The organism is Bradyrhizobium sp. i1.15.2 (assembly GCF_040548425.1).
GTDB classification, from domain to species: domain Bacteria; phylum Pseudomonadota; class Alphaproteobacteria; order Rhizobiales; family Xanthobacteraceae; genus Bradyrhizobium; species Bradyrhizobium canariense.
On sequence record NZ_JBEPRQ010000037.1, the window covers coordinates 22960 to 48937 of the forward strand.

A 25978-nucleotide genomic window follows, 5' to 3' on the forward strand; every position below is an offset into this window, starting at 1 on the left:
AGAACTATCTAAGCGGTTGATCAAGAATCGATTTTCCGGGCGAGATTGGCTTTGAGATTGCACGCTTTCGGGCTTTGACTGCACGATAGCTTGCAATTTCATCTTTGAGGATTCCGTCGAATCGCAAGGCGAGATTCCCTGATTGCATCGGAGGGAGCGACGCAACCAGGGAACGATACGACGGTGCAACCCAAGAATGTGATGCCGATGCCAAGCTGCTGAACCACACCCGCGATTGGTCCGGCTGGCGTAGCGACATGGTGTCAAGCTGCGCCAGTCCTATGCCAGGGTGGGCAAGTTCGCGCTGATCAAGCACCAGCGCTATGCCCACGCCAATCAGTTCAAGCGCGACGACAGGCCCTTGAAGAAACTCAAGACCTATCTCGGCCGCATCATCCGCGACATAGGCCGCAAAACCGACTTGCTCGGTGTGGTCGTGTTGGAGCGCATGCTGGCGCGGGGTAAGCGCTTAGCCGGAACCCTTGCTTCGGGATATGGATAACTATGCGAAGAAGCCTCCGGCTTGGACGGAGGTTTGTGATGGGATTGGACAGCAAAAAGGACGTCCATTCGGACGGCCCATCGGCGCGGTTGGTGAGTCGGCTGGAAGTTCTTGAAGGACCGTCGGGGCGCCGCGTGCGTTCGGAAGCTGAGAGAGCTCGGATCGTCGCGGAGAGTCTGTTGCCCGGTGCCCAGGTGTCCGACGTTGCGCGCAAGCACGGAGCGACGCGCTGGCAGATCTACGATTGGCGACGGCGGTTTCGACAGCGAGGCATGTTGCCGCCGTGCGAGGCGTCCCCGCCGACATTCGCGCCGCTGGTCGTGGAAGCTGCGTTGGAGGAGCGTCAGACTCGGGCGATCAAGCTTGAGATCGCGATCGGTGATGTCGTGCTGCGGAACGGATACGGCCATTGATGCCGAACAGCTGTCCCGGGTGATCCGCGCGCTGCGAGCGTCACGATGATTGCGGCCGGTGCTGATCTGAAGATCTGCAACGCGGCCGATCGACTTCCGCTGTGGCCATGATGGGCTTGCGGCGAAGGTGCAGGAGATGTGTCGTCTCGACCCATTCAGTGGCGCAGCCTTCGTGTTCCGATCGAAACGAGCGGACCGGATCAAGATTGTGGTCTGGGACCAAACGGGCCTGGTGTTGGTGCACAAACGCCTCGAAGGTTGCAAGTTCGTTTAGCCAGCGATCGCGGACGGCGCGATGCGCATGTCGCCGGCGATGTTCGCGGCCTTATTCGAGGGTCTGGATGGAGGCTGGTCCGCCCGGAGGAAGCGCGACGCCCGCAAGCGGCGGGATGACTGCGGCAGAATGACTCGGAAGCTATTTTGAACGTGGCATGCGCGGCGACGATGTGCTCGAAATAGCCCATGAGCATCGCGGCGCTGCGCGACGAAAATGAAAAACTGAAAGCGCTTGTGGCGCAAACGCAAGCGACCTAGAGCGAGCATCAGGGGGCATTGGCGGCGTCGGAGGAAGCGCGGCGTCGGCTGGAGGTCATTCTCGGTGTCGCGCGCCATGGAAAACTGAGGGGGCAGTTCCGGATGGCGTTTCACATTCTCGGCGAATTGCGACGCGACAAGTTCGGCGCAAACTCCGAGAAGCTACGATCAGATCAATATCATTTGCCGCTCGAAGACGTGGAGACCGCACAAGGCATCCTGGACGCCGCGCAGGAAAGAGCCGAGGCGGTGATCCAGGGTCGGTCGCGGAGCGCGCCGGATCAAGGTTCTCATCGCAGTCCCGGCTGCTTGCCTGCCCATTTGCCGCGAGTGGAACGGATCATCGAACCTGCGAGCACGCTCTGTCCGTGGGGTTGCGGCGCCAAGACGAAGATTGGCGAGAACGTCAGCAAACGCCTCGATGTGATCCCAGTGCAATGGCGGGTGTTGGTCACGCGCCGCGCGAAATATATCTGTCGCCGCTGCTCGGGCGCCGTCGTGCAGGCGCACGCACCGGAGCACGTCGTGCCCGGCGGGCTGCCGACCGAAGCGGCCATCGCGCACGTGATCGTCTCCAAGTTTGGCGACCATACGCCGTTTTACCGTCAGGCCGAGATCTATGCGCGCCAGGGCATCCGCCTTGATCGGGCGACAATGGGCAACTGGTCCGGCCGCGCCTGCTTCCATCTTCAGCCCATCGCAGACCACATGTGCCGCCGCCTGGCCATCGCGGATCGTCTGTTCATGGACGAAACCACGGCCCCAGTACTCGATCCCGGGCGGGGCCAAACGAACAAGGGCTACTTCTGGGCGATCGTCTCCGACGACCGCGGCCACAGCGGCCCATGTCCACCGATCGTGCTGTTCCGATATGCCCCCGGTCGCAGCGGTGCCTTCGCTGAGAAGTTCCTGGATGGCTTCAGCGGACGCTTCCTGCAATGCGATGCCTATGAGGGTTATGACCGACTGACCGAAGTCGCTCGACGGCAAGGGCCATGGACGCTCGTGCATTGCTGGAGTCACTTGCGCCGACGCTTTGTCAAGTTGGCCCGGAACAGCAAATCGCCGATCGCACATGCCGCCGTTCGGCACATCGCACAGCTTTACGCCATCGAAGCCATGGTGCGCGGCTCGTCGCCAGACATCCGGTTGGTCGCGCGCAAGGAGCACTTGCTGCCCATGGTAGCCGCGTTAAAGCCGTGGTTCGGGAAACAGCTGTCAATGATCTCCAGCGGTTCGACGCTCGCCGAGGACATCCGCTATGCCCTCAATCATTGGCAGGGGCTGACCCGCTTCCTCGAAGACGGACGTCTCGAGCTCGACACCAACCCGGTCGAGAACGCCATCCGGCCAGTCTGCTTGGCCAGAAAAAATGCTCTCTTTGCCGGTCATGAAATCGGGGCAGAAAACTGGGCCTTGCTGGCGTCGATCGTCGCCACCTGCAAGCTCAACGACGTCAATCCGGCCGCCTACATCGCCGAAACACTCGAGGCGATCATCGACGGCCATCCCCATAGCAGAATCGGCGACCTCATGCCGTGGCGCTTCCGCAAGGCGTCAAGCCAGGCTCAATAGGGCCCCGGCTGAGCGCTTACGGCGCGGGCGCGACAAGGGCTTGAGCAGAAGCGGCACCAGCGTGGCCCGAAGCTCTACTCGCTGCACGCGCCGGAGACGGAGTGCATCGGCAAGGGCAAGGGCAAGGGCAAGGGCAAGGGCAAGGGCAAGGGCAAGGGCAAGGGCAAGGGCGCATCGTCCTTACGAGTTAATGGCATGGACCACGCCCGCTCTCAGCGGCAACGTTAAGCCCCGGCAAGAGAAGGAGCACGAGCCATGTCCCATACGAACATTGTCACGATCGGTATCGACCTAGGCAAGAACACATTCCATGTGGTGGGATTCGATGCCACGGGTGCAATCATCCTACGCAAGAAGCGATCGAGAAATCAGCTTGAGCAGTCGCTGGCTAATGTTCCAGCCTGCCTGATCGGAATGGAGGCTTGTTCAGGAGCACACCACCTGGGGCGCAAGCTGGAGAAATTAGGCCATCAAGTACGGCTCTTGCCGGCACAGTATGTGAAGCCATACCTCAAGGGGCCACAAGAATGACTTCCGTGATGCCGAAGCCATCGCAGAGGCGACGCAGCGCCCGACCATGCGCTTTGTCCCATTGAAGTCGGCCGAGCAACTTGACTTGCAGGCACTGCACAGAGTTCGCAGTCGATTGGTGACGCAAAGAACCGCGGTCTTCAATCAGATCCGAGGCTTTTTGCTCGAGCGAGGGCTGCCAGTCCGGCAAGGAGCGGCAGCGCTCCGACTGGCACTTCCTCAAATTCTCTCAGCGCCAAAAGACAACTTATCGCCTCGAGTGATCCAGCTCATTCAAGACTTGGCCGAGGACTGGCGCCATCTCGACCGACGGGTCGCGTTAATGACGAAAGAAATCAACGAACTCGCTGATCAAGATCCACACTGTCGCCGCCTAATGAGTGCGCCCGGCGTCGGGCCGATCATCTCAAGCGCGATGGTCGCCGCCATCGGAACCGGTGATGCCTTCCATAAGGGCCGGGACTTTGCAGCATGGCTTGGTCTGGTACCGAAGCAAATCTCGACCGGGGATCGAACCATTCTCGGGCGCATATCGAGGCGCGGTAATCGGTACCTGCGAACGCTGTTCATTCAAGGCGCCAGAGCCGTACTTCTGCAGCGTCAGAGTTGGCCTCGGCATGGCTTCGGAGCCTGGTTGGAGGCAGCGTCCAAGCGGCTCCACTCCAATGTCTTGGTTGTTGCCCTGGCCGCAAAACTCGCGCGCATGGCCTGGAGCATGCTCGCAAAGGGCCGTGACTACGACGCCAACCTCTTGGGCCGCACCGCATAAGAAACAGGCCCGGAAAGGAAGATCCACGTTGGCTGTAACTTCCGCCGCCTGATCTGCTGGCTCGGGCGTTTGTTGTGGCAAATCATCGGCACTCTCGCCAAAACCACGGGACGATCAGCCTGAAAATCAGGATCTCTCACGGCCGACTAGCTATACCGCTGCGCTCACAACGGCCCGCTACTCTCGGCAGATGGGATCCCATCTCATGGAGTAGTCCTATCACCGGATGTTTATAGTCGCCGTCGGCGCAAGTTGACAACAGCAGCACTCCAATAGTTCAAATAAGCCCGAGGCGGCGCGCCTTGATAGCACACTGGATTCGGGTGGTCACTTCCAGCTTTCGCATCGCGTTCTTGAGATGAAAATTGACGGTGTTCTCGCTGACTCTCAATATCACCCCTATTTCCCAGGATGACTTGCCCTCCTCTACCCACTGCAAGCACTGTTTTTCTCGTGCGGACAGCACAACGTCTTGCACATCGACCATGTGTTTCTCCTGGAGCCGGGACGACTGGAACGAGATTAGCAAATGCCGTACCACGCGACGGAGATCGCAAACGCTCCTGCCAAGACAAGCCTTGAGGAGCACCGATCAGCCTGGCAAGCTGCCGATCCAACTGCAGCACCATCGGCTATCGAAGCGATTGCGACATACGTCGTAAACGCGACAGCAGTGGTTGCAACAACGGCACACTTGACGTCCGGGACCTGACCTAGGCCTGGGATAGGTCTCCTCATGGCTGGTAAGCGCCAGCATTATGTCCCGCGCTTGCTCCAGCGCGGCTTTCTGCATGACCCAATGGAAGAGGCGGAGCGGACCCAACGACATCGTCGCGGCTCCAAGCCAGAGGTTGTGGGCATGGCCGATAATGGCGTGGAGGACCGCTTCTGTTCGCGTAAATCGCCCGACGGCTCATTGACACTGGATGAGTTGATAACGGACATCGAACAAAATCAAAGTCATTCACGCTATGCGGAGCACGGTGCGGGGCGACACTATTGACTCGAATGTCGCCGCGCGATGCTTGATCCACTCGTGATCCGCACCGATCACTTGCATCGCGTGATGTCGGAGGGCGTCAGAAAGGGTTGCGATCCGTCCTATTTGTACGCCACAGCTATCCAGCGGTCATACCTGCGCTCTATATTTGTTTCTTGCCGGAGAAGCCTACAATCTCATAGCCTCATACCGACTATCGTTCGGGGCGGAGGCATGAGCGGCAAGGGCGAAAAGACTCCGATCCAGGCATTAGGGCCGTCCAAGTAATCGGATAATTCCGCGTACCACGAAGCGCCGTCGCAAGAACCGTGGCATGCCGCCGTCGGCGACGTTGGATATCAATACGCTGCCGGGCAGCTCTAATTCGACGGCATTAGAGGCCGCGGCGGTTATCCGGCGCACGCCCGGCGCGCTGGAGCAGTGGCGGCGGGATCCGAACCACGCGCTGAAATGGCGTTACGTCGGCTGCCGCCCACTTTATCCTGTCGATGCGGTGCGCGACTATCCGTCACCTTCTGAACCCTGATCGGCTCGGTACGTGGCCGGTCAGAAACTCTACAATTTGATTCAGCCACCATCCCTCAAGCCGCTCGAAGAGGCTCTGTCGTGACTGGCGCCTCACGGTGATCAGGGAGCTATCGCCCAAAGTTGGTGACGGCGAGAATCGGGAAGGCGGCATATCGTGGGGGTGCTAGACGCCTCCACTTCTCCACCGAAGGAGCGATATGCCGTGTTCAACGATAACGCATCCAACTGATTCAGCCAGGAATCTTCGACGATCAACTCACGGAAATCTTGAGCAACGGGGCACGTGCCCTTCTCGCCAAGGCGGTCGAAGCCGAGGTTCCAGAATTTCTCGGCCAGCATGCCGATTTGAAGACCGCGGACGGCCACCAGCGCGTCGTCCGCCACGGCCACCTGCCGGAGCGCGAGGTGACGACCGGTATCGGTCCGGTCGCCGTCCGCCAGCCGCGCGTACGCGATCGCAAGGCCGGCGCTGCCGATCCTGGCCGCATCCCGTTCTCGCCGTCGATCCTGCCGCCCTACATGCGCCGCTCGAAGTCGATCGAGACGCTGCTGCCGGTCCTCTATCTGAAGGGGATCTCGACCGGCGACTTTTCCGAGGCGCTGGCGGCGCTGCTTGGCAAGCATGCTGCCGGGTTGTCGGCCTCCGCGATCGGCCGCTTGAAGGACGGCTGGCTCGCCGAGCATGCCGCGTGGCAGAAGTGCGATCTGTCGGCCAAGCGTTTCGTCTACATCTGGGCTGATAGCATCCATCTCGAAGCCCGCCTTGACGACGAAAAGCAATGCATCCTCGTGCTGATCGACGCGACGCCGGAAGGCCGCAAGGAACTGGTCGGCTTCACCGATGGTGCCCGGGAGAGCGCGCGCGATTGGCGCGATCTGCTGCTCGATCTGAAGCGGCGCGGGCTCGACGTGCCTCCGCGGCTCGTCATCGCCGATGGCGCACTCGGCTTCTGGAAAGCCGCCGGCGAGATCTGGCCGAAAACGCGCGAGCAGCGCTGCTGGGTACACAAGACTGCAAACGTGCTCGCCAAGCTGCCGAAGAGCCAGCAGCAGAAAGCCAAGCGCGCGTTGCAGGAGATCTGGATGGCTGAAACGAAGGTCGCCGCCGAGCTGGCGTTCGACGCCTTCATCGAGAGCTACGCGCTGAAATACGAGAAGGCGGCCGACTGCCTGAGCAAGGATCGAGACACGCTGCTCGCATTCTACGACTTCGCGGCCGAGCATTGGAAACACCTGCGACCCATCGAAAGCACCTTCGCCACCGTGCGCCACCGCACGCTCCGATCAAAGGGCTGTCTATCCAACAAGACCGCGCTCGCGATGGTCTTCAAACTGGTCGAGGCCGCCCAGAAAAAAATTGGCGTCGTCTCGATGGCCACAACCAGCTGCCAAAACTCATTCTCGGTGTGACATTCAACAACGGGATCGAGGTCATCACCAAGCCGACCGACCGTCAGCCCAAAACCGCCGCCGCCTGACCGGCCCGGCCGTCACCAAACTTTGGCGATAGCTCGTGATCAGGCGCCGCTTGATGAGTTGCCGAATCTCGTCGATACGCGGTGTATCCGGGAAGATGGTGATGCGAGCATAGAAGTCGCTAGCCTCCTCGGCGCTTAGGTCCGCGAGGTCAGCCTTCACCTTGGCGATCTCTTTCGACCGACTGGCTGCCAGTGCGTGAGACGCACCTTAGCCCTCGCGTCGCCATCGGCATCTGTGTCGGCGAACTGCTCCAAGAAAGAGCCTGTCGCAATAACTGCGGTAGTAACGAGCAGAAAGTATGCGTTGGATCCAGCTTTTCCCGTGGACTTGTAATGAACCAAACAGATACACACCGATTTCCAGAATCAGTCGAAAGATCCGAGAGATGGTCGCCCTGCGCTTTGCGCTTGAGGAAGCCAACGTCGTCGTTTCGCTCGATGTAGACGACGCAGTCTTCAGGAAGTGCTAGAATTCTCAACAGAGCAAATTTGGGTTGGAAAATGTAGCCAAGATTCCGATGCGGCTCTTTTGGCCGCGCTTCCCTTCCGGCGCCTCGATTGGCCGCGTTCGCTCTGCGTGAACTGTCGGAAGTGCCGGAGTGGGTCTAGATCGCCCTTCTCATGGATTTCCAATCAACCGATATCAATAGTTCCGATCGACCGGGATTCGGAGTTCGCATGTTTGAGCGGTTCGTAGAACGTTAGGCGGAAGAAGCCCTTTCGGATATCCCGGTGATCCTGATTGCGTCACCGCGCCGGGCCAGCCGAACCTATATTACATTCGGCGATCAGACGGTCCTCGAGCCGCAGAGTGCAACCCGGCTGGTTTGATCGGGCCTGGACCGAGCCACCATCATCGACGAGATCCAGCGTGCGCCGGACCTGCTGCTGGCGATACAGAAGACGGTTGGCGAGGGTTGCTTGCTCACCGGCTCGGCAAGCGTGCTGACCCTGCCGCGTATCACCCATGGTTGCTCGATCCCGAGTGGATGACGAAGCATCGCTATTCGACAGGTCTGCGCAGCCAGTACGTTTCGGCTGGCTGGCTGGTTCAGCCAACGCGTGGAACTTTCAAGCGCCCGCTTGGCACCCTGACATGGCAGAAATCGGCCATATCGCTTCGGACGTTGCTTGAGCGCCTGTAAATCAGCGTGGGATTCCGACGCCGATCGGCGAACTAAGATGTTGATCCAGCAAACGGCGAAGGGTTAAACCTTGGACGCCTGTTCACAAGTGCTCGCGTCGGAGCCTCCCAAGTGCGGTGCTGAGCCATCGAAAACTGCTTGCCAGCGCGCGCTGAACTACCTCGCCGAGATTAACCCGATCGCCCGTGGCGAGGCACTGCTGCATTCCGGCCGATTTCGCAAGGCTCGCTCGTCGACAAGGGGGCCCATGTGCTCGGTATGGGCACGCAGATTGTTCGGGTGAGCAGCTGCTTCGAGCCGGACGAGATTCTTGAGCTGACCGCAAAGCGCGAACGGCATCTCTTTCTTCGCCGCGCTGTGTGGCGCCTGACGGTCGCGGCAGAGGGAGCCGGCTGCCCCGCGCCAGGTCTGAAGACCATCCTCCACGGCGGTCGGGCGATGTAAGTCGCCGACTGCAAGGCGGCGCTCGCCGTGTTGGGGCCGAAGCTCGCGCAGACCTACGGTGCGAGACGCCGATGACAATCACCTATGCCGAGGTCGATGCATGTCGATGCCCCGATCCGCGCCATGACGAGCACCTGGCATCGGTCGGCATCGCCCCAGAGTGAGGTCGAGGTCTGCACCGTCGATGAGGCGCATCGCCAAGAGTGAGTTTGCAGTCAAAGGCTCAATCATCACCAACAACCACCGTGTCCTGTCCTGTTTCGTGCTGCACGTTAGGGCGCTGCCCCCATAACCCGTACGACGGTCACACCTTGCGGGAGCTCATCGTCCGAACCGAGACACTCAACGACTGCGCGATCGAGCGGTCGACGCACGAAATCCCACCGAACCTTCATCTCTGGCCAGAAGCGGCATCTTCGGTGTCATCAAGCGCGAGCTGCGTCGCCGCAGCGCTATCAAAACCATCATCGGACAGCTAAAGGCCTGTGGCTACTCGGCCCCTGCTATTTCAAAGGCCGCTGTGGCTAGCGTCATCCTCTCGGCTGTCGGCTATAAACTTCCGCCGCATCCTCGCCTGGTGCTGGAAGCTCTAGCGCTCCATCCTGATCCTCCTTTGGCGCGCCTTCGCAACCCTGTCGCCCTAATTCCCACTTGCTAACGGACGACTATTTGCCAGCAGGTTTTCGTCGGACGCCAGTAGATCTGCATCCGGTCGCTGCCGTCGGCTTATAGTCCGATGACCTGTTCGAGGAGCAAAAAAAGCGGGCCTTGGGCGGAAGCGGCCACGAGGACCAGGTTTTTGACACGCGGTGGCAGAAAAAATTTCAGTTGTGGCGCTGCTGCTCAAGAAGTGCTCGCAGTTTCGTCAGAGAGTTCGCCCCAGGTACAGCAGCCCTCATGTCGAGGACGAAGCGCTCTGGCTTCGGCACAAACGACCAGTGGGCTGCCAATCCGCCTTCAAATCGTTGGCCGCTTTCGCGTGAGGCCAACGCTGGTCCGTATCGCACGCATCTGAAGGAAGCCAGACCTTGGGCCACCAGCGGCCAAGTGTTAGAGCAAGAGCGGTCTCAAACTGTCGATTGTGGGTATCCAGGGCTTGCGCGTCGTCTGATCGATAGCGGTCTCGGCACGCGACATGCCGCTCATCCAGGTCTGCGTCATGATCTTCCGCTCGGTCTATCTGTTCCTTGGGTTCCTGGTCGATATCGCCGGGATCCTATTTAACCCGGGCGCGGTCATCATTGAACACTGATCAGACCATTGCTGCAGTCGAAGCGCGGCCGCGCTCGCACCTGCGGCTGTCCGCTCGCAGGCACGATCGGCCCTAGCATCGTCGCCAACTGACGGCGTTCACACGTCCCGTACATCGCCCCTCACGACCTCGGCGCGCCGGTCGACGATGACCCGTTCGCGCGCCTGTGCTCGGCGCTGCCGCTCGGCAGTAATTGCTTCGGCCGCGGTCCTCAGCCGCATCGTTGTCGGCGCGCACTCTCAATCGGGATCCTGCGGCGGCAACTTTCCTTGCCATCCTGATGGGCGGCACACTCGGCATGCTGAACGCGTTTTGTGCCGTCGAACGAACGCCGCGGCGTCGCTCTACTCCAATCGAAGAGATCAACCGTTCGGAGCGGGATTCTGAGCAGCCCGATAGAGCCCATGCGCGTGACGCAACTTCAGCTCCTCACCCCTTGGAAGACTATATGAGTCGCAAGAAGTTGAGCAGAAGCACGTGCCCTTGTTGGGTAAGTATCGATTCAGGATGGAACTGCACACCAATAGTTGGGTGATATCGATGTGCGAGGGCCATGACCTCGCCTTCCTCCGAACGCGCTGTCACCCTGAGATGCGGCGCGCATGACTCATCGACCTCGACAACGAGAGAATGGTAGCGCCCGACGCGAAGTGGGGACGGGAGTTCCTTGAATAGCCCTCGGCGATCATGCGTTACGTAGGAGGATCGACCATGCATAGGGCGACGTGCACGCGCCACTTGACCGCCGAAAACGCTCCCAATGCACTGGTGACCGAGACAGATGCCTAAAATAGGGACTTGACCCGAAAGTTCGCGGACGACGGCGGTGGATATTCCGGCCTCAGCTGGACCGCAGGGACCGGGCGAGATAACTACTGCGCGCGGCTTGAGGCCAACGAGATCGCTAACGCCGACCACGTCGTTCCGGATCACTTCCGTTGCTTCACCAAGCTTGCGGAAATAGCGGGCAATGTTGAAGACGAAGGAGTCGTAGTTGTCGATGATGACAATCAAGATGCACCGGATGTTTCAACACGAAATGCGTCAAAGATTCGCTGTGCCTTCGCGAGTGTCTCCTCGTATTCGGCCTCTGGGTTTGACATCGCCGTGATCCCGCTACCCGCATGAAACACAGCCAGGTCGTCCTCGATCGTGACAGTGCGGATCGCGATATTCGTGTCCATGTGCCCGCTGAAGCTGATAAAGCCAATCGCCCCGCAATAGACGTCTCGCGCCGTCCGCTCTATTTGCGCGATAATTTCCATCGACCGCACCTTTGGCGCCCCGGTAATGGAGCCGCCAGGAAAGCAGGCTCGAAGTAGGGTAATAGCGTCTTGGTCGTCTGCAAGTTCACCCGTAACGATCGATACGAGGTGGTGCACTGAGGCATAGGATTCGAGGCCGCACAGCGCTGGAACCTCGACCGAATGTGGAGTGCAAACGCGCGACAGATCGTTGCGCATGAGGTCGACGATCATAGTATTCTCGGCACGGTCCTTTTCGGACGCGACTAGAATTTCAGCGCGGCGCTGGTCTTCCTTGGAATCCGCGGAACGCGCGATCGTGCCTTTGATGGGGCGCGTTTCGACCTGTCGTCCCTCGAGCCTCAGGAAACGTTCCGGCGAGCTCGATGCGATGGTGAGCTTGCCGTAGCGCAGGAGGGCTGCAAAGGGTGCCGGGTTCAATGACCGCAGCTGGCAGTAAAAGGCAAGAGGATCAAATGAGGTCGACAGGCGGGCGCTGAAGCGCTGCGCAATGTTGGCCTGGAAGACCTCTCCAGCCAGAATCAATTCGACGACGCGCTGTATCGCCGCAATGTAGCCCTCAGGGCTGAAGTTCGAATGCCATGCAGCAGCTCGGCCGGGTGAGTCGTTCCCCGACGTCTTTGGGCCCGCAAGCAATGCTGCGGCAAACTCGTCGGCTCGACGCCGTGCGCGCTCGGCGCGACGTGAGGGATCCTGCTCCGGCCATCCGGTAGAAACGACCCAGCATCTCTTGTCATGGTGGTCGTAGCTGATGACCACGTCATAGAAATGGAGGATGGATTGGGGCAAACGCTGACCGGGAATCGTCGGCGCCGACAATCGCTCCAGAGTCCTGTTCAGATCGTAAGCAAGGAAGCCGGCCGCGCCTCCCTGGAACGGCGGGAGATCAGGACGATGCTCTTGCGGATACTTGGCGAGCAGGGTGCGAAGGACTTCCCATGGATCGCCCTCGAGAGCCTCTCCGTTGCAACTCGCTTGTCCGTCCGCGACGATGTAGGTGCTGAACGGGTCGCAAGTCAGATATGAGTAGCGCCCGAGCAACTCATGCCTTGCTGCGCTATCGAAAAACGTGAGGTGTGCTCGATGCGTGAGACATCGCATCGCTGTGACCGGCTCAATCCACTGCAGCTCGCGGACGTGCATGGGACTGTCAGTCACCAACGACCGGTGTTGTGAGGTGTGCTCCGATTGTGATCTCGACCCCAACGAGAGCGACGCTCGTCTGGGACCCGCAGGCTCTTGAAATCGATTGTCAGGTTAACCCCCGCCCGTGGACACAGTGCGCCGAGTAACTTGGCGCTTCGCTGCCGTCGGCGCCAAACGCGCATCTGTTGATACATTGTAGTCCGCCGCGAACCGTAGCTCCCGGAGCGGTCGTACCCGCCTGATCGATTCCTGGTACAGATCATGCGCCTTGTAAGCTGCGAGTTCCGTCTCGTTGTCGAACTCACCGTAGACCACAACGTCAATATCGTTGCCGAACCGGTCGGACTTGCGATTGCGAGCAACCTCGAGCCGGCTTGCATGTGGGATTGTGGTGAGTACCGATAGGCCTTCGACGATTTGGTCAATATGGGCCTTATCCTTGGCGGTGAACAAGACGATGTGACGAATCATGGATAGCCGTTAGTAATTTCGGAAGTAGGTCGCATACCTAGCTTAGGATCGAGGCCGCCGCAACGCTCGCCAAAGCGGTAGTGTGACGCCCTTGCGATAGTCCGCAGTTTTCTACGAAGCTCATGCTCAGGAAGCGGGAAGGGCAAGGCGCTCAATCGTTTGAATGTGGCGTGCCAGCAGGTTACAGGCTTGATCAACGCCGCGCGCTCGAAGTGCCTGCAGAATTAGGCGGTGATCCTGGTTGGATCGTGGTCGCCAGCCGACACTTCGCGCCATAGCGAACACTAATCGTGAATTTGCGAGTTGTAGTCCGTCAAGGCTCGCCAGTAGGCGCGGCATCGCGCAGGGCGCCACCAGCGCGTAGTGAAAGGCGCGGTTGGCCGTCTCAAACTCCTGAATGGTCAGGGCATTGTCTGCTTCAATCAGGGCGAGCTCAATCCGTGCCAAATGGGCCGATGTGAGTTTTGGGGCTGCATTGCGCAACGCGACCACTTCGAGCGCAGCACGCATCTCGGCGATCTCCTTCACTGAATTGGTGTCGAGCGGGGCAACCCGCACACCGCGACGGGGCACTGTGACGACAAGATGTCGGGCCTCCAGTTGCCAAAAAGCCTCGCGGACCGGGACGTGACTGGAATTGAATTCCCGCGCGACATGATCCTGCCGAAGTGGGGCGTCTGGCTGCAGCGCGCCCCTGATGATGCGCTCACCGATTGACTCCGCAATGCGCACCGCAACCGTCGTGTTCTCGTCAGTCATCATAGATTATCTATCATTACCCCTCCGTCGATAATCGGCATAAGCCCGCTCGTTTTGCAGAGTTTCTGCAATCCCTGCAGACTTTGGCAGTCTTTGGTCGTCGGCATACGCTTATGTTTCATGTCGAAGAGGCAAAGCAGGCAACGGGCGGCCACATTATAGATAATAGCCAGGATTATCTATACTTAAGGAAAGGCGAGACTTATGGTTGCTGCCGTCGGAGTGGAACGGAATGACGGGCGCAACAGCGCGCCGGTCCGCCATGACTGGCAGCGCGCCGAGGCCGAAGCGCTCTATGGCCTGCGGTTTGCCGACCTGATGTTCCAGGCGCAGAGCGTTCATCGGAAGAACTTCGATCCAAGCCACGTCGAAACAGCAAGCCTGCTCAGCATCAAGACCGGCGGCTGTCCGGAAGACTGCGGCTACTGCTCGCAGAGCGCGCATTACGACACCGGCCTGAAAGCCGCCCGCCTGATGGATCGCGCCGAAGTGGTCGCCATCGCCCAGGGCGCCAAGGACGCTGGCGCGACGCGCTTCTGCATGGCCGCGGCCTGGCGCAGTCCAAAAGACCGAGATCTCGATCAGGTCTGCGACATGATCAGCGCTGTTCAAGACCTTGGCATGGAAACCTGCGTCACGCTCGGCATGCTGACGTCGAAGCAGGCCACCCGGCTCTCCGAGGCCGGGCTCGATTTCTACAATCACAACGTCGATACCTCGCCCGAGTTCTACGACAAGATCATCACCACCCGCGCCCTGCAAGATCGCATCGACACACTGGCACACGTGCGCGACGCCGGCATGAAGGTCTGTTGTGGCGGTATCGTCGGCATGGGTGAGCGCGTCGAGGACCGGCTCGGCATGCTCGTGCTACTCGCCAATCTTCCCAGCCATCCGGAAAGCGTGCCGATTAACCTGTGGAACGAGGTCAAGGGCGTGCCGGTCAATGACATCGCGGAGCGTCCCGATCCGATCGCGCTGGTGCGCCTGGTCGCGACCGCCCGGATAATGATGCCTAAGAGTGTCGTGCGGTTGTCCGCTGGACGGCAGTATATGACCGATGAACAGCAGGCGCTGTGCATTTTGGCCGGCGCGAATTCGATCTTCATCGGCGATGTGCTGTTGACCACCAAGAACCCGCGGCGCGACCGCGACGCGAATTTACTGGACCGGCTCGGCGTCACGTCCGGGCTTGCCTGATTGAAGCAGCTCAAGGAGCACGCTGTGCGCAGACTCCGGTTCAGGTGAGAAATGCAGATTGTGTTGATGAAAGGCAAAATCCTTCGCGCTTCGGTGACTGAAGCCGATCTGCACAGTGATGGCTCGATTTCGATTGATCGTGCACTGCTGGATGCGGCAGGATTCCTGATCAACGAACGCGTCGAAATCGACAACATCGAAACCGGAGCGCGCTTCGCCGCCTATGTGGAGGAAGCCCCCGCGGATCTGGCACCATAGATTTGAACGGAGCGGCTGCGTGACTCGCGATGCCCGCAGACAAAATTATTAGCGGCCATCAGAACTTTCGCGAGATCGACCGCTAGTTTGCGAGTGCAGAATGAATTCAATCCACAAAGCCAAAGTTGGCGATTATGTCGCGGCCTTGCATGCCCTGAAGGTAGACAACCGGCTGCGTGGCCTCAAGCCGCGCGCGGGCATCGATTTTGCGTCGAACGATTATTTGGCGCTCGCGAGCGCGCCGCGGATGAAAAAGGCTGTTTACGCCGCGCTAGAAGCCGGCACACCGATCGGAGCCGGCGGGTCGCGGCTTCTGCGCGGCAATTGCGACGAACACGAAACTCTCGAAGCAGAATCGGCTCAGTTCTTCGGGGCGGAGACGGCGCTTTTCTTTGGTGGCGGGTATATCGCAAATTTTTCTGTCCTAACAACGCTGCCACAGCGGAGCGATTTGCTTGTTCTCGATTCTCTGGTGCACGCAAGTATTCATGAAGGCGCGCGAGCTGGCCGGGCCGAGTTTCGGATAAGCGACCATAACGACGCCCAGTCGGTCGAGGACACAATTCGTGACTGGCGTGCCGAGGGCGGAACGGGTCGCGTCTGGATCGTGGCCGAAAGTCTCTACAGCATGGATGGCGATTTCGCCCCGCTCGAAGGCCTGGTTGCGATCGCGGACCGGTACGACGCGTTCCTGATGGTGGATGAGGCTCATGCCACAGGCGTTTACGGAGAGCAGGGACGAGGGCTCACCGCGCCTTATGAGGGACGCGACAATCTCCTGGTCGTTCATACCTGCGGCAAAGCGCTCGGTGCGGCAGGTGCACTTGTCACTGCCTCCGGCGTGCTACGCGACTTTATGGTCAATCGCTGCCGTCCATTTATCTTCGCTACCGCCCCCTCACCGCTGATGGCTGTCGCCGTGCGGGAGGCACTCTTCATCCTGCAACATGAACCTGAGCGGCAGCAGCGTCTGGCCAAGCTGGTCGCGTTCACGCATCGGGAGATGGGTTTGCGCGGTTGGCGAAATCCGTCGGCCTCGCAAATCGTGCCGTATATCGTTGGCGACAACGCACGAGCGATGCGGCTCGCGTCAAGACTGCAGGCTCGCGGGTTCGATATCCGAGGAATCCGGCCGCCAACCGTGCCGGCGGACACGGCGCGTTTGCGAATTTCACTGACGCTCAACGTTGGGGAGGATGACGTGCGTGCAATGCTCGATGCTCTGTTCGAGGAGACCAGAGGTGAAGCGCGATGAGGCAGCAGATCGTGGTCACAGGCACAGATACGGGAATCGGGAAGACGGTGTTTTCCGCGGGGCTCGCCGATCTCCTCGGCGCGAACTATTGGAAACCGATTCAGGCCGGCCTCGAAGGAGAGACTGATGCCGAGCTCGTCGCGCGACTGGGCAATCTCTCGTCCGATCGCATCGTGCCGGAGCGTTATCGCCTTCAAACGCCCGTTTCGCCTCATCATTCCGCTGAAATTGATGGAATTTGCATTGAGCCAGATTTGCTCGATGTGCCGGACACCGGGGAGCGACCGTTAGTGATTGAGGGCGCTGGCGGCTTGATGGTCCCGCTGAGGGGCGATACACTCTACATTGATGTCTTCGAGCGATGGCGGCTTCCGGTCGTGCTTTGCGCGAGCACGGCACTGGGCACCATCAATCATTCGCTGCTGTCGATAGAGGCTCTGCGAAAGCGCCAGATCCCTATTCTTGGCATTGCCTTCATTGGGGAACCAAATGCTGAGACCCAGATCGCAATTCGGGAGATTGGGCGGGCGCGTTGGTTAGGGCGATTGCCCTGGGTGGCTCCCCTCGCAGCAGACACGCTGCAGGCCGCCTTTAGAAGCTCGTTCCGTGCCGATCAATTCAAGCAATGAGGACGAAGCCGAAGTCGCCGATCTGGCATCCGTTCACACAACACGCTCTCCAAGCGGAGATGACAAAAGTTATACGTGGAGATGGCGCCTATCTCCACACCGCTGATGGTCGTCGAATCATCGATGCTATATCATCTTGGTGGGTGGTGACCCACGGCCATTGCCATCCACATATCGTGAGCGCCATCCAGGAACAGGCAGGCAAGCTCAACCAGATCATCTTCGCAGGCTACACCCACGAACCGGCGGAGGAGATTGCTGCGCAACTCTTGAAGCTCGCACCCGATTGCCTCGAGCATGTCTTCTTCTCGGACAGTGGCTCGACCAGCGTGGAAGTGGCGCTAAAAATGGCAGTCGGCTACTGGCACCGCATCGGAAAACCGCGAAGAAGCATTGTCGTGATGCAACATTCCTACCACGGGGACACAATTGGTGCGATGTCGGTCGGTGCCCGAGGGGTGTTCAACGCGCCGTACGCTCCCCTCCTGTTCGACGTGACCTCAATCCCGTTTCCTGCGAGCGGTCGTGAACAGGCGACGCTGGACGCGCTGGAGTCGACTTGTCGAAACGAAATGCCCGCCGCTTTTATTGTGGAGCCGCTGATTGTGGGGGCAGGTGGGATGCTGATATACCCAGCGTGGGTGCTAAGAGAGATGAAGCGGATCTGCGAGGCCTCTGATGTCCTGTTCATTGCCGACGAGGTCATGACGGGCTGGGGCCGCACCGGAACACTATTCGCCTGCGAGCAAGCTAATGTCAGTCCCGATATCGCCTGCTACTCGAAGGGCCTCACGGGAGGGGCGCTTCCACTCGCGGTGACACTATGTCGAGCGGATATTTTCGACGCGCACTATTCGAAAGATCGGACACGTACGTTCTTTCATTCGAGTTCATATACGGCAAATCCAGTTGCCTGCGCCGCCGCAAAGGCCAACCTGGATCTCTGGCAAGATCCGGAATCTCGCCACCGCCTGGCGTCGGTCGCGGCGATGCAAGAGCAGGCAATTGAGTCATTCCGCGCCGACCCGCGCTTTGCAAACGTCCGTCGGAGCGGCACGATCACAGCGCTCGATGTGAAAACGAAGGATGCAGGCTATCTCGCGGGGGTCGGTCCGAAGCTTCAGGCTTTCTTCAAAGACCGAAATTTGCTGCTGCGCCCGCTCGGCAATACGATCTATGTAATGCCACCATATTGCGTCACAGGGGCAGATCTTGATGAAATCTATCTCGGCATCACAGATGCCGCCGATGCGCTAGCTTAAGGTGGTCTTGGCGCGTTCAGCGAGGGGGAATCCAAGGTTCGGCCATCGGGTTTCGGATTACCACGCTTTGACCGCGTAAAGGCAAAGAGGGTGGTTCTGATAACTCCAGACGAGTTGCTGTAGGCACGCCACCATCACCAGCTGAATTCCGTCGAGGAAAGCCGCCCGCACGCGGGATTCAACCGTCAACGCGTAACTCATTGCATAAATCAAGATCGAAATATCGTTAGATCTGGTAATCAATACTTGGCTAACGAAGCACGCCGATGGAGCGTGTCGCCTCGCCAGGGAGGCGCAAGTCAGAGCTCAAACTCTTGCGCCCGGTGTCCGTACAAGCCGCGAGACTAGGCATCGCCCGCGCCGCACTTCCCGTGCGGGCGTGGTGTTGCAGCGAAGGAAAGGGGGCTATCCACGTAATCCAGAGAGGCGAGAAATGCGCAACAGTTCTCATGGTTCGCACCACGGTTCAGTAAAGTGCTGCGCGGTATGCGGTGGAAGATTCGGGTTGATCCGCTACTACTGCTGGCGTACGGCCCTTTGCTCCAAGAAATGCGTCGACCGCTTCAAGGCGCGCCGGGAGGCCGACCATCAATGGTTTCGCTGGCTGCGAGCGGCTTAATACATGGCTTAACGGGGCCACGCTATGAAATTTATACTCGTGAATCAAAGGACCCTGCGCGGCGACAGAACCTGCACCGAATGTTCCCGGTCCTTTGGTCCGGGTTACGCTGCGAGAGGTGGTAACGCGGAGAGAATATTGCAACTACGATTGCTACTGACGCTGCCACTTAATGGATATCGCCTTCTCGTACCTTACCGCGCGTGCCGATTCTAATTCCGACACGAAAGACCTCGTTCCTCTTGGGCTCGCAGCCTTGCTTGGTGCGGCTTCGTTCTGGCTTCAGCTCGGGGCGGCCTCGATGTCATGGATCAACACTGCCGCGCATGCCGACGAGCCGTCCGCGGCTGAGCGGCCTCCCTCGGTTTGAGCTGGGCTGAGTCGCGCGGTGTGCGCCAGCGCGACCCAAAGCCGCTCCGCATGAGGAGGAACGGCTGAGAAGTTCTTATTTGATGACCGCGCGATCATTGGAGGGTTTGATGCGTCTGTCCGTGACCGTTGACAGGTAGTTTCCTTTTTCCGTCTCCCCATTGACAGCTTCCTCTCGCCTTCCCAAGGAAGCGCCGACTACCAAGGATGCGGGGTGGATCGCGATCTAAGATGAGCCACATTTCAGAGCTGCCTGTTGAACGCGTCACGATTCCACTCCTGCAGCGATGGAAGGAGGAGGGCCGTCGTATCGCGATGACCACCGCGTACGACGCGGTTACAGCACGCATCTCCGATCCGATCGTAGATGTCATCTTTATCGGGGATAGCGTCGGCAACGTCTGTCTTGGATTCGATGATACATTGCCGGTCAGCATGGCGATGATGAACCATCACCTCGAAGCCGTTGTACGCACAAAGCCTCGTGTCTTGCTCGTGGCCGATATGCCCTTTCTTAGCTTCCATCTCAGTCCAGCGGAGACGATTCGTAATGCCGGAGGCTTCCTGCAGCGCGGGGCCGACGCTGTCAAGCTCGAGGGGGGCCAAGCGTATCGAAATAGTGCGCGCCCTGATCGATTGCGAGATTCCTGTGATGGGCCACCTCGGCCTCACCCCTGGGGGGTCAAGGTGCAAGGCCGGAACTCCGATGACGCCTTGCGCCTGCTCGATGACGCCCACCATCTACAGGAGGCCGGCTGTTTCGCTCTCGTCCTGGAGGGTATTCCGGCTGAGCTCGCGGCGCGAGCGACCGAATCCCTGAGGATACCGACCATTGGAATCGGTGCGGGTCCTGGCTGCTCAGGCCAGGTGCTCGTCTTTCACGATGTGCTGGGATTGACTGAAGGTCATCGCCCCAAATTTGTTCGCGCTTATGCCAATGGTTTCCAGTTGTTGCAAGAGGCCCTGTCGCGTTGGGCAGCCGATGTCCGCAACGGTGCATTCCCGACACCGCAAGAGTCCTGTCGGCTTCCTGAAGGCCTTCGCGACACGGTCGCGAACTGGACACCCTCCAATCCAACGTGATGTAAAGTACAACATGCAAACGTTCACGACGGTCGCAGAGCTTCGTCGCGCGCTCGCAGAGGTTCGCAGCGCCGATAAACGCGTAGGACTTGTGCCGACGATGGGCTATCTACACGACGGCCATCTGGCGCTGGTCGAGGCCAGCCGGACGCAATGCGACGTCGCCGTAGTTAGCATTTTCGTCAATCCTACTCAATTCGGGCCCAATGAGGATCTCAGCACCTATCCGCGCGACTTCCTGCGCGATCAAGAGCTGTGTCGCGATGCCGGCGTTGCGATCGTCTTTGCGCCGGATATACAGGAGATTTATCCGGCTCAATTTGAGACCTTCGTCGAACCGGGCGAGCTCGCAAAACCAATGTGCGGAGCTTTCAGGCCTGGGCATTTTCGTGGGGTCGCGACTGTCGTTGGCAAGCTATTCAACATGGTGCAGCCGAATGTCGCGTTTTTTGGACAAAAGGATTTTCAGCAATGCGCGGTGGTGCGCCGCATGGCAATTGACCTCAACTTTCCAATTGAGATCGTCACCGTGCAAACCGTCCGGGAACCGGACGGACTCGCGATGAGCAGTCGCAACCGCTACCTAAGCGAGGAAGAACGTTGGCGCGCTCTTGCCATCAGCCGTGGGCTGTTCGCCGCAGCGGATAAGTTTCGCTCAGGAGAGCGCGACGTGGGACAGCTGATTGCGATCGCAAAGGAGCAGTTGAATACGGTCGATCGACTGCAGTACCTTGAGCTTGTCGACCCTGATACGCTCAAGCCCGCCGAGAGTCCTCTTCGGCGTACCGCTGCACTATGCGCCGCAGCCTACGTCGGCTCGACGCGTCTAATCGACAACGTAATACTACCGTTGCCAACTCCTTAGCGTTACTCACAACAAAACGACGGAATGAGCTCAGAGATACTGATGCTTGCAATGGGTGTTTTCGTCCACGAACAGGGACCGGGCTCGGATTATTCGCGATCTAGCGGACAAAGCAGACCCTTTCATCAGAAGAGAGTGCTGGACCTCGCGGAACGGTATGACAGACGTATTAGCCGCCCATCTCAGGCGATGAAGATGGCGGCCACGGCGATTTCGCCGATCAGCACAATCGCGCCATCGATGCGGTGAAGTCCATCGAAACGTAAGCGCGATCGCGGCTGGACACGCCGCAACCGAACACCGGCACAAGCCGAGAAAACGTGTCATGTGAGAAGCAGAAAGAGAAGGTGGAGACCGCTTGGTGGGGGCGCGGCAGTCGCAGATTTCTTACCCGATCAAACAGACTTGAACCGCGAAACGCGAAATGTGCATTATCTTTCTCACTAGGGACGGGGGAGATCTCCAAACGTTGGATGCCGCTACCACCGCGCTTCTGCGCGCGATCCTGGACGAGGTCTGCGAGAGCCGTTCCCCGCATAATACCGGTGCCCGCACTTACGTCGCCTCGAAGCTTCTGGAAGCCGCCATCAGAGGTGAGACGACGTCCGACCGCCTCAAACAGATCGGCCGCGAAGCCCTTTCCGAAAGACCGACCATGTGGGTGGAGGCGTAGACAACAGACACGATGTTGCCACTCAGTTGAATTTCCAGATCACATTTCTGAAGATACTGGTGAGCTATCTAGTCGAGGCCGCACCGATGCTGAGCTTAAGCGTGACATGGCCATTTTGACTGTCTCCTGCCTTGTCCGCGTTGGCCCAAAAAGTTGACGCCATGACCGCACGGAAAACTTGCATTCTGCCGAGCTGGCGCAGATTTTCGTCGATGCGAGGGCCGAGATCAGCGAATTTCGCTTTTAGGAAGCCGATAAATGTTACTGCAAGGGATCCTGATAAGTCGAATCCTGAGAACTGACTGTCTTGTCGGTAGAGCCGATGCGGCTCCTAGTTATCTCTCTCCATACGAACGACTGGAACCATCTGACGAAGCCTGAGTGGAGGTGAGGATGCGCCCCAAGGACCGAAACCGATGAAATGGGAGACCTTCGGATGCCGTACTACTCTTTTGATCTCGTGATTGACGAGGAGTACAAAAATCAAGGCGGCCTCATTCTCGAAAATATCGAGGTTGCCTCCGACCGAGCGGACCAGCTCGCGACCGAACTGTCTATTGTACATCCGGACCTGAAGGCCAAAGGCTGTGCGGTTCGGGTCACCAGCCCCGAGAACGCTGAGATCTATCGCACGCCACTCGATCCGGTCCCGTCATGGATGAGACGTCAGCACTGAGCGTCGGCAGTGGCGGGCGACAATCGAAACGATCGGTTTGGCTTATGGGAGGGGGCGACCGCGCGTCCAGGGCGAGGCGCCGTGATGTTCCCAGACAGTCGAACTGGGCCATAGCGTCGACAGAATGGGAGCGCGATGGACGAGTAGAGATTCACGCTTACTTGACTTCGTCGCCTGAACTTAAAAAGGGAGCCTCGATGAGGCGACCGCGGCCTGGCCTTGCCGTCCTAACAGCGTTCCACGCGTTTTTTCCGTTAAAAACCGGCTGAAACCTGCATATCGACCGACACCTTGTTGGATGCGGAAAAAGGCCGCGCGAACATTACGTGCGGCCAAGTCGGGGAGGAAAACGCTTGAAGGGGTATCGAGATGAGCAGATCGATCACTCATCGAGAGCTCCAAGCTTGGCAGAGAATCACCATTGCGAGCGCGTCAATCATCTTTGATCCCGCGCTTGAGTGATCGGACAACCGAATTCAGCGCCGCTTGGCGGCGTTTTTCGCGCATGCTTCGCATCTTTTATGCGAAAATGATCAACGTGTCGCAGGCTGTGAGCTACTACCGGGCTGTTCTGGCAGTTCGCATCTCATCGGCCTGTAAATTGATTTCACGTTGATAGATCTGCAACGTGTCCTCAAGGCGATATAGCGCGCCTCGGACCGCTTTTTCCCAGCGAGCTTGGCTCCGTATCATCGGCGCAAAGCTCGTCGAAATCTTCGCTCGCCACGACGCTGAGCAATAGTGCTTCACCTACACTGCGAGTTCAGGATTTTGAAATCAATGTAATTTAACTGGCAGGTTGTCATCGACCGAATGAAGTCCTCTCCCGTTTAGCTCATATAGAAAAGCGCCCGTCGCACTCGCAATAACAAGCACTGCGCGGGCATGAACTTATTGAAGGGGTAAAATGAGTAAAATTGCTGCGAGAAGTTTCGGGCAATCAAAGGGCTGCCGTGGCTTACGCATTGGATTGCGCGGCCAAATGGCCCTGCTCGGGATTTCCGGGGTCCTCGTCACCGGTGCAATCTGCGCCGCCGCCCTGAATTATGCGAGCCTGGTCCAGCGCGATTCGAATCACAGCAACCAATTCAACGCCAATGTCGCATCATTGTCGCAAAGCTTTCTCGAGTCCCGACAAATCGCGAGCGATTTCCTGCGCAAGCCCAGTGAAGTGTCGATCAAGAAGTATGCGGACAATTATGAGCGGCAGCTCGCAGACTTGAGTCGCCTCGAAGCATTTTTGACGGCTTTGCCCGAGGATGACCCGCTGAAGCAAGCAACCTTCCTGCGGCCGGCGATCAATCTCTATGCAACGCGCTTTCAGAACGTAGTCTCGGCGCAACACAACCTCGGCTTCAATGAAGATGACGGATTCCAGGACAAGCTGCGCAAAGCCGTGCACACCGTCGAACAACGTCTGGCAGAGCTGAACCAGCCTCGGCTGACCATCTTGATGCTGATGATGCGCCGGCACGAGAAAGACTTCATCTTGCGCGGCGAAGACAAATATGGCGATCAACTGGTTGACCGGGCGGCGGAATTCGAAACCGCGCTCGCTCAGTCAAGCCTACCGGCTGAGATGAAATCCCAGATCCTCGGGCTGATTCGCGCATACAAGTCGAGTTTTATGTCGTTCATGGTGACGCAGCAAGCGCTGAGCGACCAGGTCGACGATCTCGCGCAGATCTTCGACCGTATCCGCCCGGCGCTCGTGAAGATCATGGCTGCCGCTGACGCGCGCTCGCGGGCTGCGGAAATGCGAGCTGAAGAAAATCGGCGGAAGCTGATCTGGGTGATCGGGCTTGCAACGATGGTCGTTGGCCTGCTCGCCTTACTGTTCGGCCAACGCATCGCCAAAACGGTCGCTTCGATGACGGCAGCCATGCGCCAACTCGGCGACGGCCGGTTCGATGTGGTTCTCCCGGGCCTTGGCCGAAAGGATGAGCTTGGCGAGATGGCTGCGGCAGTCGAAATGTTCAAGCTGAGAGCTCGCGAGAGGGCGCAGGCCGAGCTCGACGCAAAGGTCGAACAAGATCGTACCGCTGCCGAGCAGCGTAAGGCCGATATCGCCCGGCTCGCCGGCGAATTCGAAGCCGCCGTAGGCAAGGTGATCGACACTGTCTCGTCCGCGTCCACAAAACTTGAAGTCTCCGCACGCAGCCTTACCAGTTCCGCTGATCACAGCCGGCAACTCTCCATAGAGGTCGCCTCCTCATCGGAGGATGCGTCTGAAAACGTTCAACGTGTCGCAGCCGCGACGGGCGAAATGGCGGCAACCATCGCCGGTGTGGGCCGGCAGGTCGAAGAGGTCGCCAACATGGCGCGCGTAGCGGTTCGCAAGGCCGAACTCAGCGACCAGCGCATGGTTAATTTAGCGGCCGCCGCGGAGCGAATCGGCAGCGTGGTCCAGCTGATCGCCGCGATCGCGCGGCAAACCAATTTGCTCGCGCTGAATGCGACGATTGAAGCCGCGCGCGCCGGCGATCGCGGCAGAGGTTTCGCGGTTGTCGCCCAGGAAGTAAAATCGCTCGCGACGCAAACCGCGCACGCGACCGTTGAGATCAGCCAGCACATTGGCGGCATTCAGGCCGCGACGACTGAGTCGGTCGTCGCGCTTACCGAAATTGGCGTCATCATCGGCCGCATCTCGGACATCGCCATCACCGTGGTCGATTCAATCGGGGAACAGGAGGCGACCAGCAAGAACATTGCGTTCAATTTGCAGGAAGCGGCGGCCAGGGCAACCCAGGTGGCAGCGAGCGCCGGTGAAGTCACCAACCGCGCAAAGGAAACCGGAGGGGCTTCGATGCAGGTGCTGATGTCTGCCGAACTGCTATCGGAGGAAAGCTCTCGGCTGAAGCACGAACTAGACAGCTACCTGGGCAGTGTTCAAGCGGCTTGAATCGGCGTGTCAACGTCGTAAGCTCTCCACGCCTGAAAGTTGACCTTTCTTCCATCTGCTATCGGAATCGGCGGGTAAATGCTAGGAGACCGGGTCTGTTAGAGCTGCAACGCGGAAGCGCTGAGCACTCCTACGGTTCTCATGCGCGGTTTCTTTATCTCCGCCGCGAGACGGCGGAGCGAGCCGTAAACCCGACGCAAAAATGCTTATCCCCAACAACAGCAGGAATAATGCGCTGGTCTTGAATATCAATTTAGGTGCTGACCGGTCAAACGGCGCAACGCAGCGGTTGCTGCTCTCTTCTGCGGTGCAATCGAGGGTATTTCCATGCGCAATCATAACCTTGTTTCCGGTAGCTTCCTGCACTGACCGCGG

The 25978-nt window shown here is 59.1% G+C and carries 21 protein-coding genes and 6 pseudogenes; 21 read left to right on the forward strand and 6 right to left on the reverse strand.

The window, feature by feature from the left end; genetic code table 11:
* Window positions 1-153 precede the first annotated feature (153 nt).
* The 5 genes and pseudogenes from ABIB80_RS35875 to ABIB80_RS35895 form a co-directional block, all read left to right on the forward strand.
* A pseudogene (locus ABIB80_RS35875) lies at window positions 154-415 on the forward strand (IS5/IS1182 family transposase); the annotation flags it as partial.
* Window positions 416-540: 125 nt separating this feature from the next.
* Entirely contained in the window at window positions 541-915 is a 375-nt protein-coding gene (locus ABIB80_RS35880; RefSeq protein ID WP_354129275.1) for a transposase, read from the forward strand.
* 88 nt (window positions 916-1003) lie between these two features.
* The gene (gene tnpB, locus ABIB80_RS39510) at window positions 1004-1189 is read left to right on the forward strand and encodes an IS66 family insertion sequence element accessory protein TnpB (protein WP_502918767.1); all 186 of its coding nucleotides are present in this window, start codon (window positions 1004-1006) and stop codon (window positions 1187-1189) included.
* Window positions 1190-1467: 278 nt separating this feature from the next.
* Window positions 1468-3024, forward strand: coding sequence for an IS66 family transposase (gene tnpC / locus ABIB80_RS35890; RefSeq protein WP_354129276.1), 1557 nt, complete (start codon window positions 1468-1470; stop codon window positions 3022-3024).
* A 255-nt stretch (window positions 3025-3279) separates the two neighbouring features.
* Window positions 3280-4324: pseudogene (locus tag ABIB80_RS35895) on the forward strand (IS110 family RNA-guided transposase).
* 277 nt (window positions 4325-4601) lie between these two features.
* On the opposite strand, the gene ABIB80_RS35900 reads toward ABIB80_RS35895, so the two are convergent.
* Window positions 4602-4811 (reverse strand): response regulator transcription factor, encoded by a 210-nt coding sequence (locus ABIB80_RS35900; protein ID WP_354129277.1) that lies wholly within the window; start codon window positions 4809-4811, stop codon window positions 4602-4604.
* Window positions 4812-5060: 249 nt separating this feature from the next.
* Here ABIB80_RS35900 and ABIB80_RS35905 point away from each other — a divergent pair, with 249 nt between their 5' ends.
* From ABIB80_RS35905 to ABIB80_RS35930, 6 genes and pseudogenes are all read left to right on the forward strand, one after another.
* Entirely contained in the window at window positions 5061-5327 is a 267-nt protein-coding gene (locus tag ABIB80_RS35905) for a hypothetical protein (RefSeq protein WP_354129278.1), read from the forward strand.
* Between the two features lie 310 nt (window positions 5328-5637).
* Window positions 5638-5850, forward strand: a complete 213-nt coding sequence (locus ABIB80_RS35910; RefSeq protein WP_354129279.1) for a hypothetical protein — start codon at window positions 5638-5640, stop codon at window positions 5848-5850.
* A gap of 221 nt (window positions 5851-6071) precedes the next feature.
* Window positions 6072-7330: pseudogene (locus ABIB80_RS35915) on the forward strand (IS256 family transposase).
* A 726-nt stretch (window positions 7331-8056) separates the two neighbouring features.
* Window positions 8057-8293, forward strand: a pseudogene (locus ABIB80_RS35920) (ATP-binding protein); the annotation flags it as partial.
* An 8-nt stretch (window positions 8294-8301) separates the two neighbouring features.
* Window positions 8302-8475 carry an AbiEi antitoxin N-terminal domain-containing protein gene (locus tag ABIB80_RS35925; protein ID WP_354129280.1) on the forward strand — a complete coding sequence of 58 codons (174 nt, stop codon included), beginning with the start codon at window positions 8302-8304 and terminating at the stop codon, window positions 8473-8475.
* 601 nt (window positions 8476-9076) lie between these two features.
* A pseudogene (locus ABIB80_RS35930) lies at window positions 9077-9497 on the forward strand (IS5/IS1182 family transposase); the annotation flags it as partial.
* Between the two features lie 1118 nt (window positions 9498-10615).
* Here the strand turns inward: ABIB80_RS35930 and ABIB80_RS35935 are convergent.
* The 4 genes from ABIB80_RS35935 to ABIB80_RS35950 form a co-directional block, all read right to left on the reverse strand.
* Complete coding sequence (locus ABIB80_RS35935; RefSeq protein WP_354129281.1) at window positions 10616-11185, reverse strand: anthranilate synthase component II; 570 nt, start codon at window positions 11183-11185, stop codon at window positions 10616-10618.
* Entirely contained in the window at window positions 11182-12579 is a 1398-nt protein-coding gene (gene pabB / locus ABIB80_RS35940) for an aminodeoxychorismate synthase component I (RefSeq protein ID WP_354129282.1), read from the reverse strand. The genes ABIB80_RS35935 and pabB overlap by 4 nt, the downstream gene beginning before the upstream one ends.
* Window positions 12580-12693: 114 nt before the next feature.
* On the reverse strand, window positions 12694-13053 hold the full coding sequence (locus ABIB80_RS35945) for a Dabb family protein (protein ID WP_354129283.1): 360 nt from the start codon (window positions 13051-13053) through the stop codon (window positions 12694-12696).
* A 126-nt stretch (window positions 13054-13179) separates the two neighbouring features.
* Window positions 13180-13815: a GntR family transcriptional regulator gene (locus ABIB80_RS35950; protein WP_354129284.1), complete on the reverse strand. Its 636-nt coding sequence runs from the start codon at window positions 13813-13815 to the stop codon at window positions 13180-13182.
* 201 nt (window positions 13816-14016) lie between these two features.
* Here ABIB80_RS35950 and bioB point away from each other — a divergent pair, with 201 nt between their 5' ends.
* From bioB to ABIB80_RS36000, 10 genes and pseudogenes are all read left to right on the forward strand, one after another.
* Window positions 14017-15012 carry a biotin synthase BioB gene (bioB, locus tag ABIB80_RS35955; protein WP_354129285.1) on the forward strand — a complete coding sequence of 332 codons (996 nt, stop codon included), beginning with the start codon at window positions 14017-14019 and terminating at the stop codon, window positions 15010-15012.
* A gap of 51 nt (window positions 15013-15063) precedes the next feature.
* Window positions 15064-15290, forward strand: a pseudogene (locus ABIB80_RS35960) (aspartate 1-decarboxylase); the annotation flags it as partial.
* Between the two features lie 80 nt (window positions 15291-15370).
* Window positions 15371-16525: an 8-amino-7-oxononanoate synthase gene (locus ABIB80_RS35965; protein WP_354129286.1), complete on the forward strand. Its 1155-nt coding sequence runs from the start codon at window positions 15371-15373 to the stop codon at window positions 16523-16525.
* Window positions 16522-17154 (forward strand): dethiobiotin synthase, encoded by a 633-nt coding sequence (gene bioD / locus ABIB80_RS35970; RefSeq protein ID WP_354129287.1) that lies wholly within the window; start codon window positions 16522-16524, stop codon window positions 17152-17154. Before ABIB80_RS35965 ends, bioD begins: the two co-directional genes overlap by 4 nt.
* Window positions 17151-18416: an adenosylmethionine--8-amino-7-oxononanoate transaminase gene (locus tag ABIB80_RS35975; protein WP_354129288.1), complete on the forward strand. Its 1266-nt coding sequence runs from the start codon at window positions 17151-17153 to the stop codon at window positions 18414-18416. Before bioD ends, ABIB80_RS35975 begins: the two co-directional genes overlap by 4 nt.
* Window positions 18417-19635: 1219 nt before the next feature.
* Window positions 19636-20487: a 3-methyl-2-oxobutanoate hydroxymethyltransferase gene (locus ABIB80_RS35980; RefSeq protein WP_354129289.1), complete on the forward strand. Its 852-nt coding sequence runs from the start codon at window positions 19636-19638 to the stop codon at window positions 20485-20487.
* Window positions 20488-20500: 13 nt separating this feature from the next.
* The gene (gene panC / locus ABIB80_RS35985; protein WP_354129290.1) at window positions 20501-21352 is read left to right on the forward strand and encodes a pantoate--beta-alanine ligase; all 852 of its coding nucleotides are present in this window, start codon (window positions 20501-20503) and stop codon (window positions 21350-21352) included.
* A gap of 469 nt (window positions 21353-21821) precedes the next feature.
* A complete protein-coding gene (locus ABIB80_RS35990) occupies window positions 21822-22025 on the forward strand; it encodes a hypothetical protein (RefSeq protein ID WP_354129291.1) in 204 nt (67 codons plus the stop codon).
* Between the two features lie 436 nt (window positions 22026-22461).
* Entirely contained in the window at window positions 22462-22701 is a 240-nt protein-coding gene (locus ABIB80_RS35995) for a hypothetical protein (protein WP_279686294.1), read from the forward strand.
* A gap of 982 nt (window positions 22702-23683) precedes the next feature.
* Window positions 23684-25603 (forward strand): methyl-accepting chemotaxis protein, encoded by a 1920-nt coding sequence (locus ABIB80_RS36000; protein ID WP_354129292.1) that lies wholly within the window; start codon window positions 23684-23686, stop codon window positions 25601-25603.
* A gap of 81 nt (window positions 25604-25684) precedes the next feature.
* Here the strand turns inward: ABIB80_RS36000 and ABIB80_RS36005 are convergent.
* On the reverse strand, window positions 25685-25978 hold a 294-nt coding region (locus tag ABIB80_RS36005), incomplete at its 5' end, for a hypothetical protein (protein ID WP_354129293.1).

Excerpts from the sequence above, each read along its gene's own strand:
- ABIB80_RS35880 (WP_354129275.1), top strand. The coding sequence starts at position 541 with ATGGGATTGGACAGCAAAAAGGACGTCCATTCGGACGGCCCATCGGCG.
- ABIB80_RS35900 (WP_354129277.1), bottom strand. The coding sequence starts at position 4,811 with ATGGTCGATGTGCAAGACGTTGTGCTGTCCGCACGAGAAAAACAGTGC.
- ABIB80_RS35905 (WP_354129278.1), top strand. The coding sequence starts at position 5,061 with ATGGCTGGTAAGCGCCAGCATTATGTCCCGCGCTTGCTCCAGCGCGGC.
- ABIB80_RS35910 (WP_354129279.1), top strand. The coding sequence starts at position 5,638 with ATGCCGCCGTCGGCGACGTTGGATATCAATACGCTGCCGGGCAGCTCT.
- pabB (WP_354129282.1), bottom strand. The coding sequence starts at position 12,579 with ATGCACGTCCGCGAGCTGCAGTGGATTGAGCCGGTCACAGCGATGCGA.
- ABIB80_RS35945 (WP_354129283.1), bottom strand. The coding sequence starts at position 13,053 with ATGATTCGTCACATCGTCTTGTTCACCGCCAAGGATAAGGCCCATATT.
- ABIB80_RS35950 (WP_354129284.1), bottom strand. The coding sequence starts at position 13,815 with ATGATGACTGACGAGAACACGACGGTTGCGGTGCGCATTGCGGAGTCA.
- bioB (WP_354129285.1), top strand. The coding sequence starts at position 14,017 with ATGGTTGCTGCCGTCGGAGTGGAACGGAATGACGGGCGCAACAGCGCG.
- ABIB80_RS35965 (WP_354129286.1), top strand. The coding sequence starts at position 15,371 with ATGAATTCAATCCACAAAGCCAAAGTTGGCGATTATGTCGCGGCCTTG.
- bioD (WP_354129287.1), top strand. The coding sequence starts at position 16,522 with ATGAGGCAGCAGATCGTGGTCACAGGCACAGATACGGGAATCGGGAAG.
- ABIB80_RS35975 (WP_354129288.1), top strand. The coding sequence starts at position 17,151 with ATGAGGACGAAGCCGAAGTCGCCGATCTGGCATCCGTTCACACAACAC.
- ABIB80_RS35980 (WP_354129289.1), top strand. The coding sequence starts at position 19,636 with ATGAGCCACATTTCAGAGCTGCCTGTTGAACGCGTCACGATTCCACTC.
- panC (WP_354129290.1), top strand. The coding sequence starts at position 20,501 with ATGCAAACGTTCACGACGGTCGCAGAGCTTCGTCGCGCGCTCGCAGAG.
- ABIB80_RS35995 (WP_279686294.1), top strand. The coding sequence starts at position 22,462 with ATGCCGTACTACTCTTTTGATCTCGTGATTGACGAGGAGTACAAAAAT.
- ABIB80_RS36000 (WP_354129292.1), top strand. The coding sequence starts at position 23,684 with ATGGCCCTGCTCGGGATTTCCGGGGTCCTCGTCACCGGTGCAATCTGC.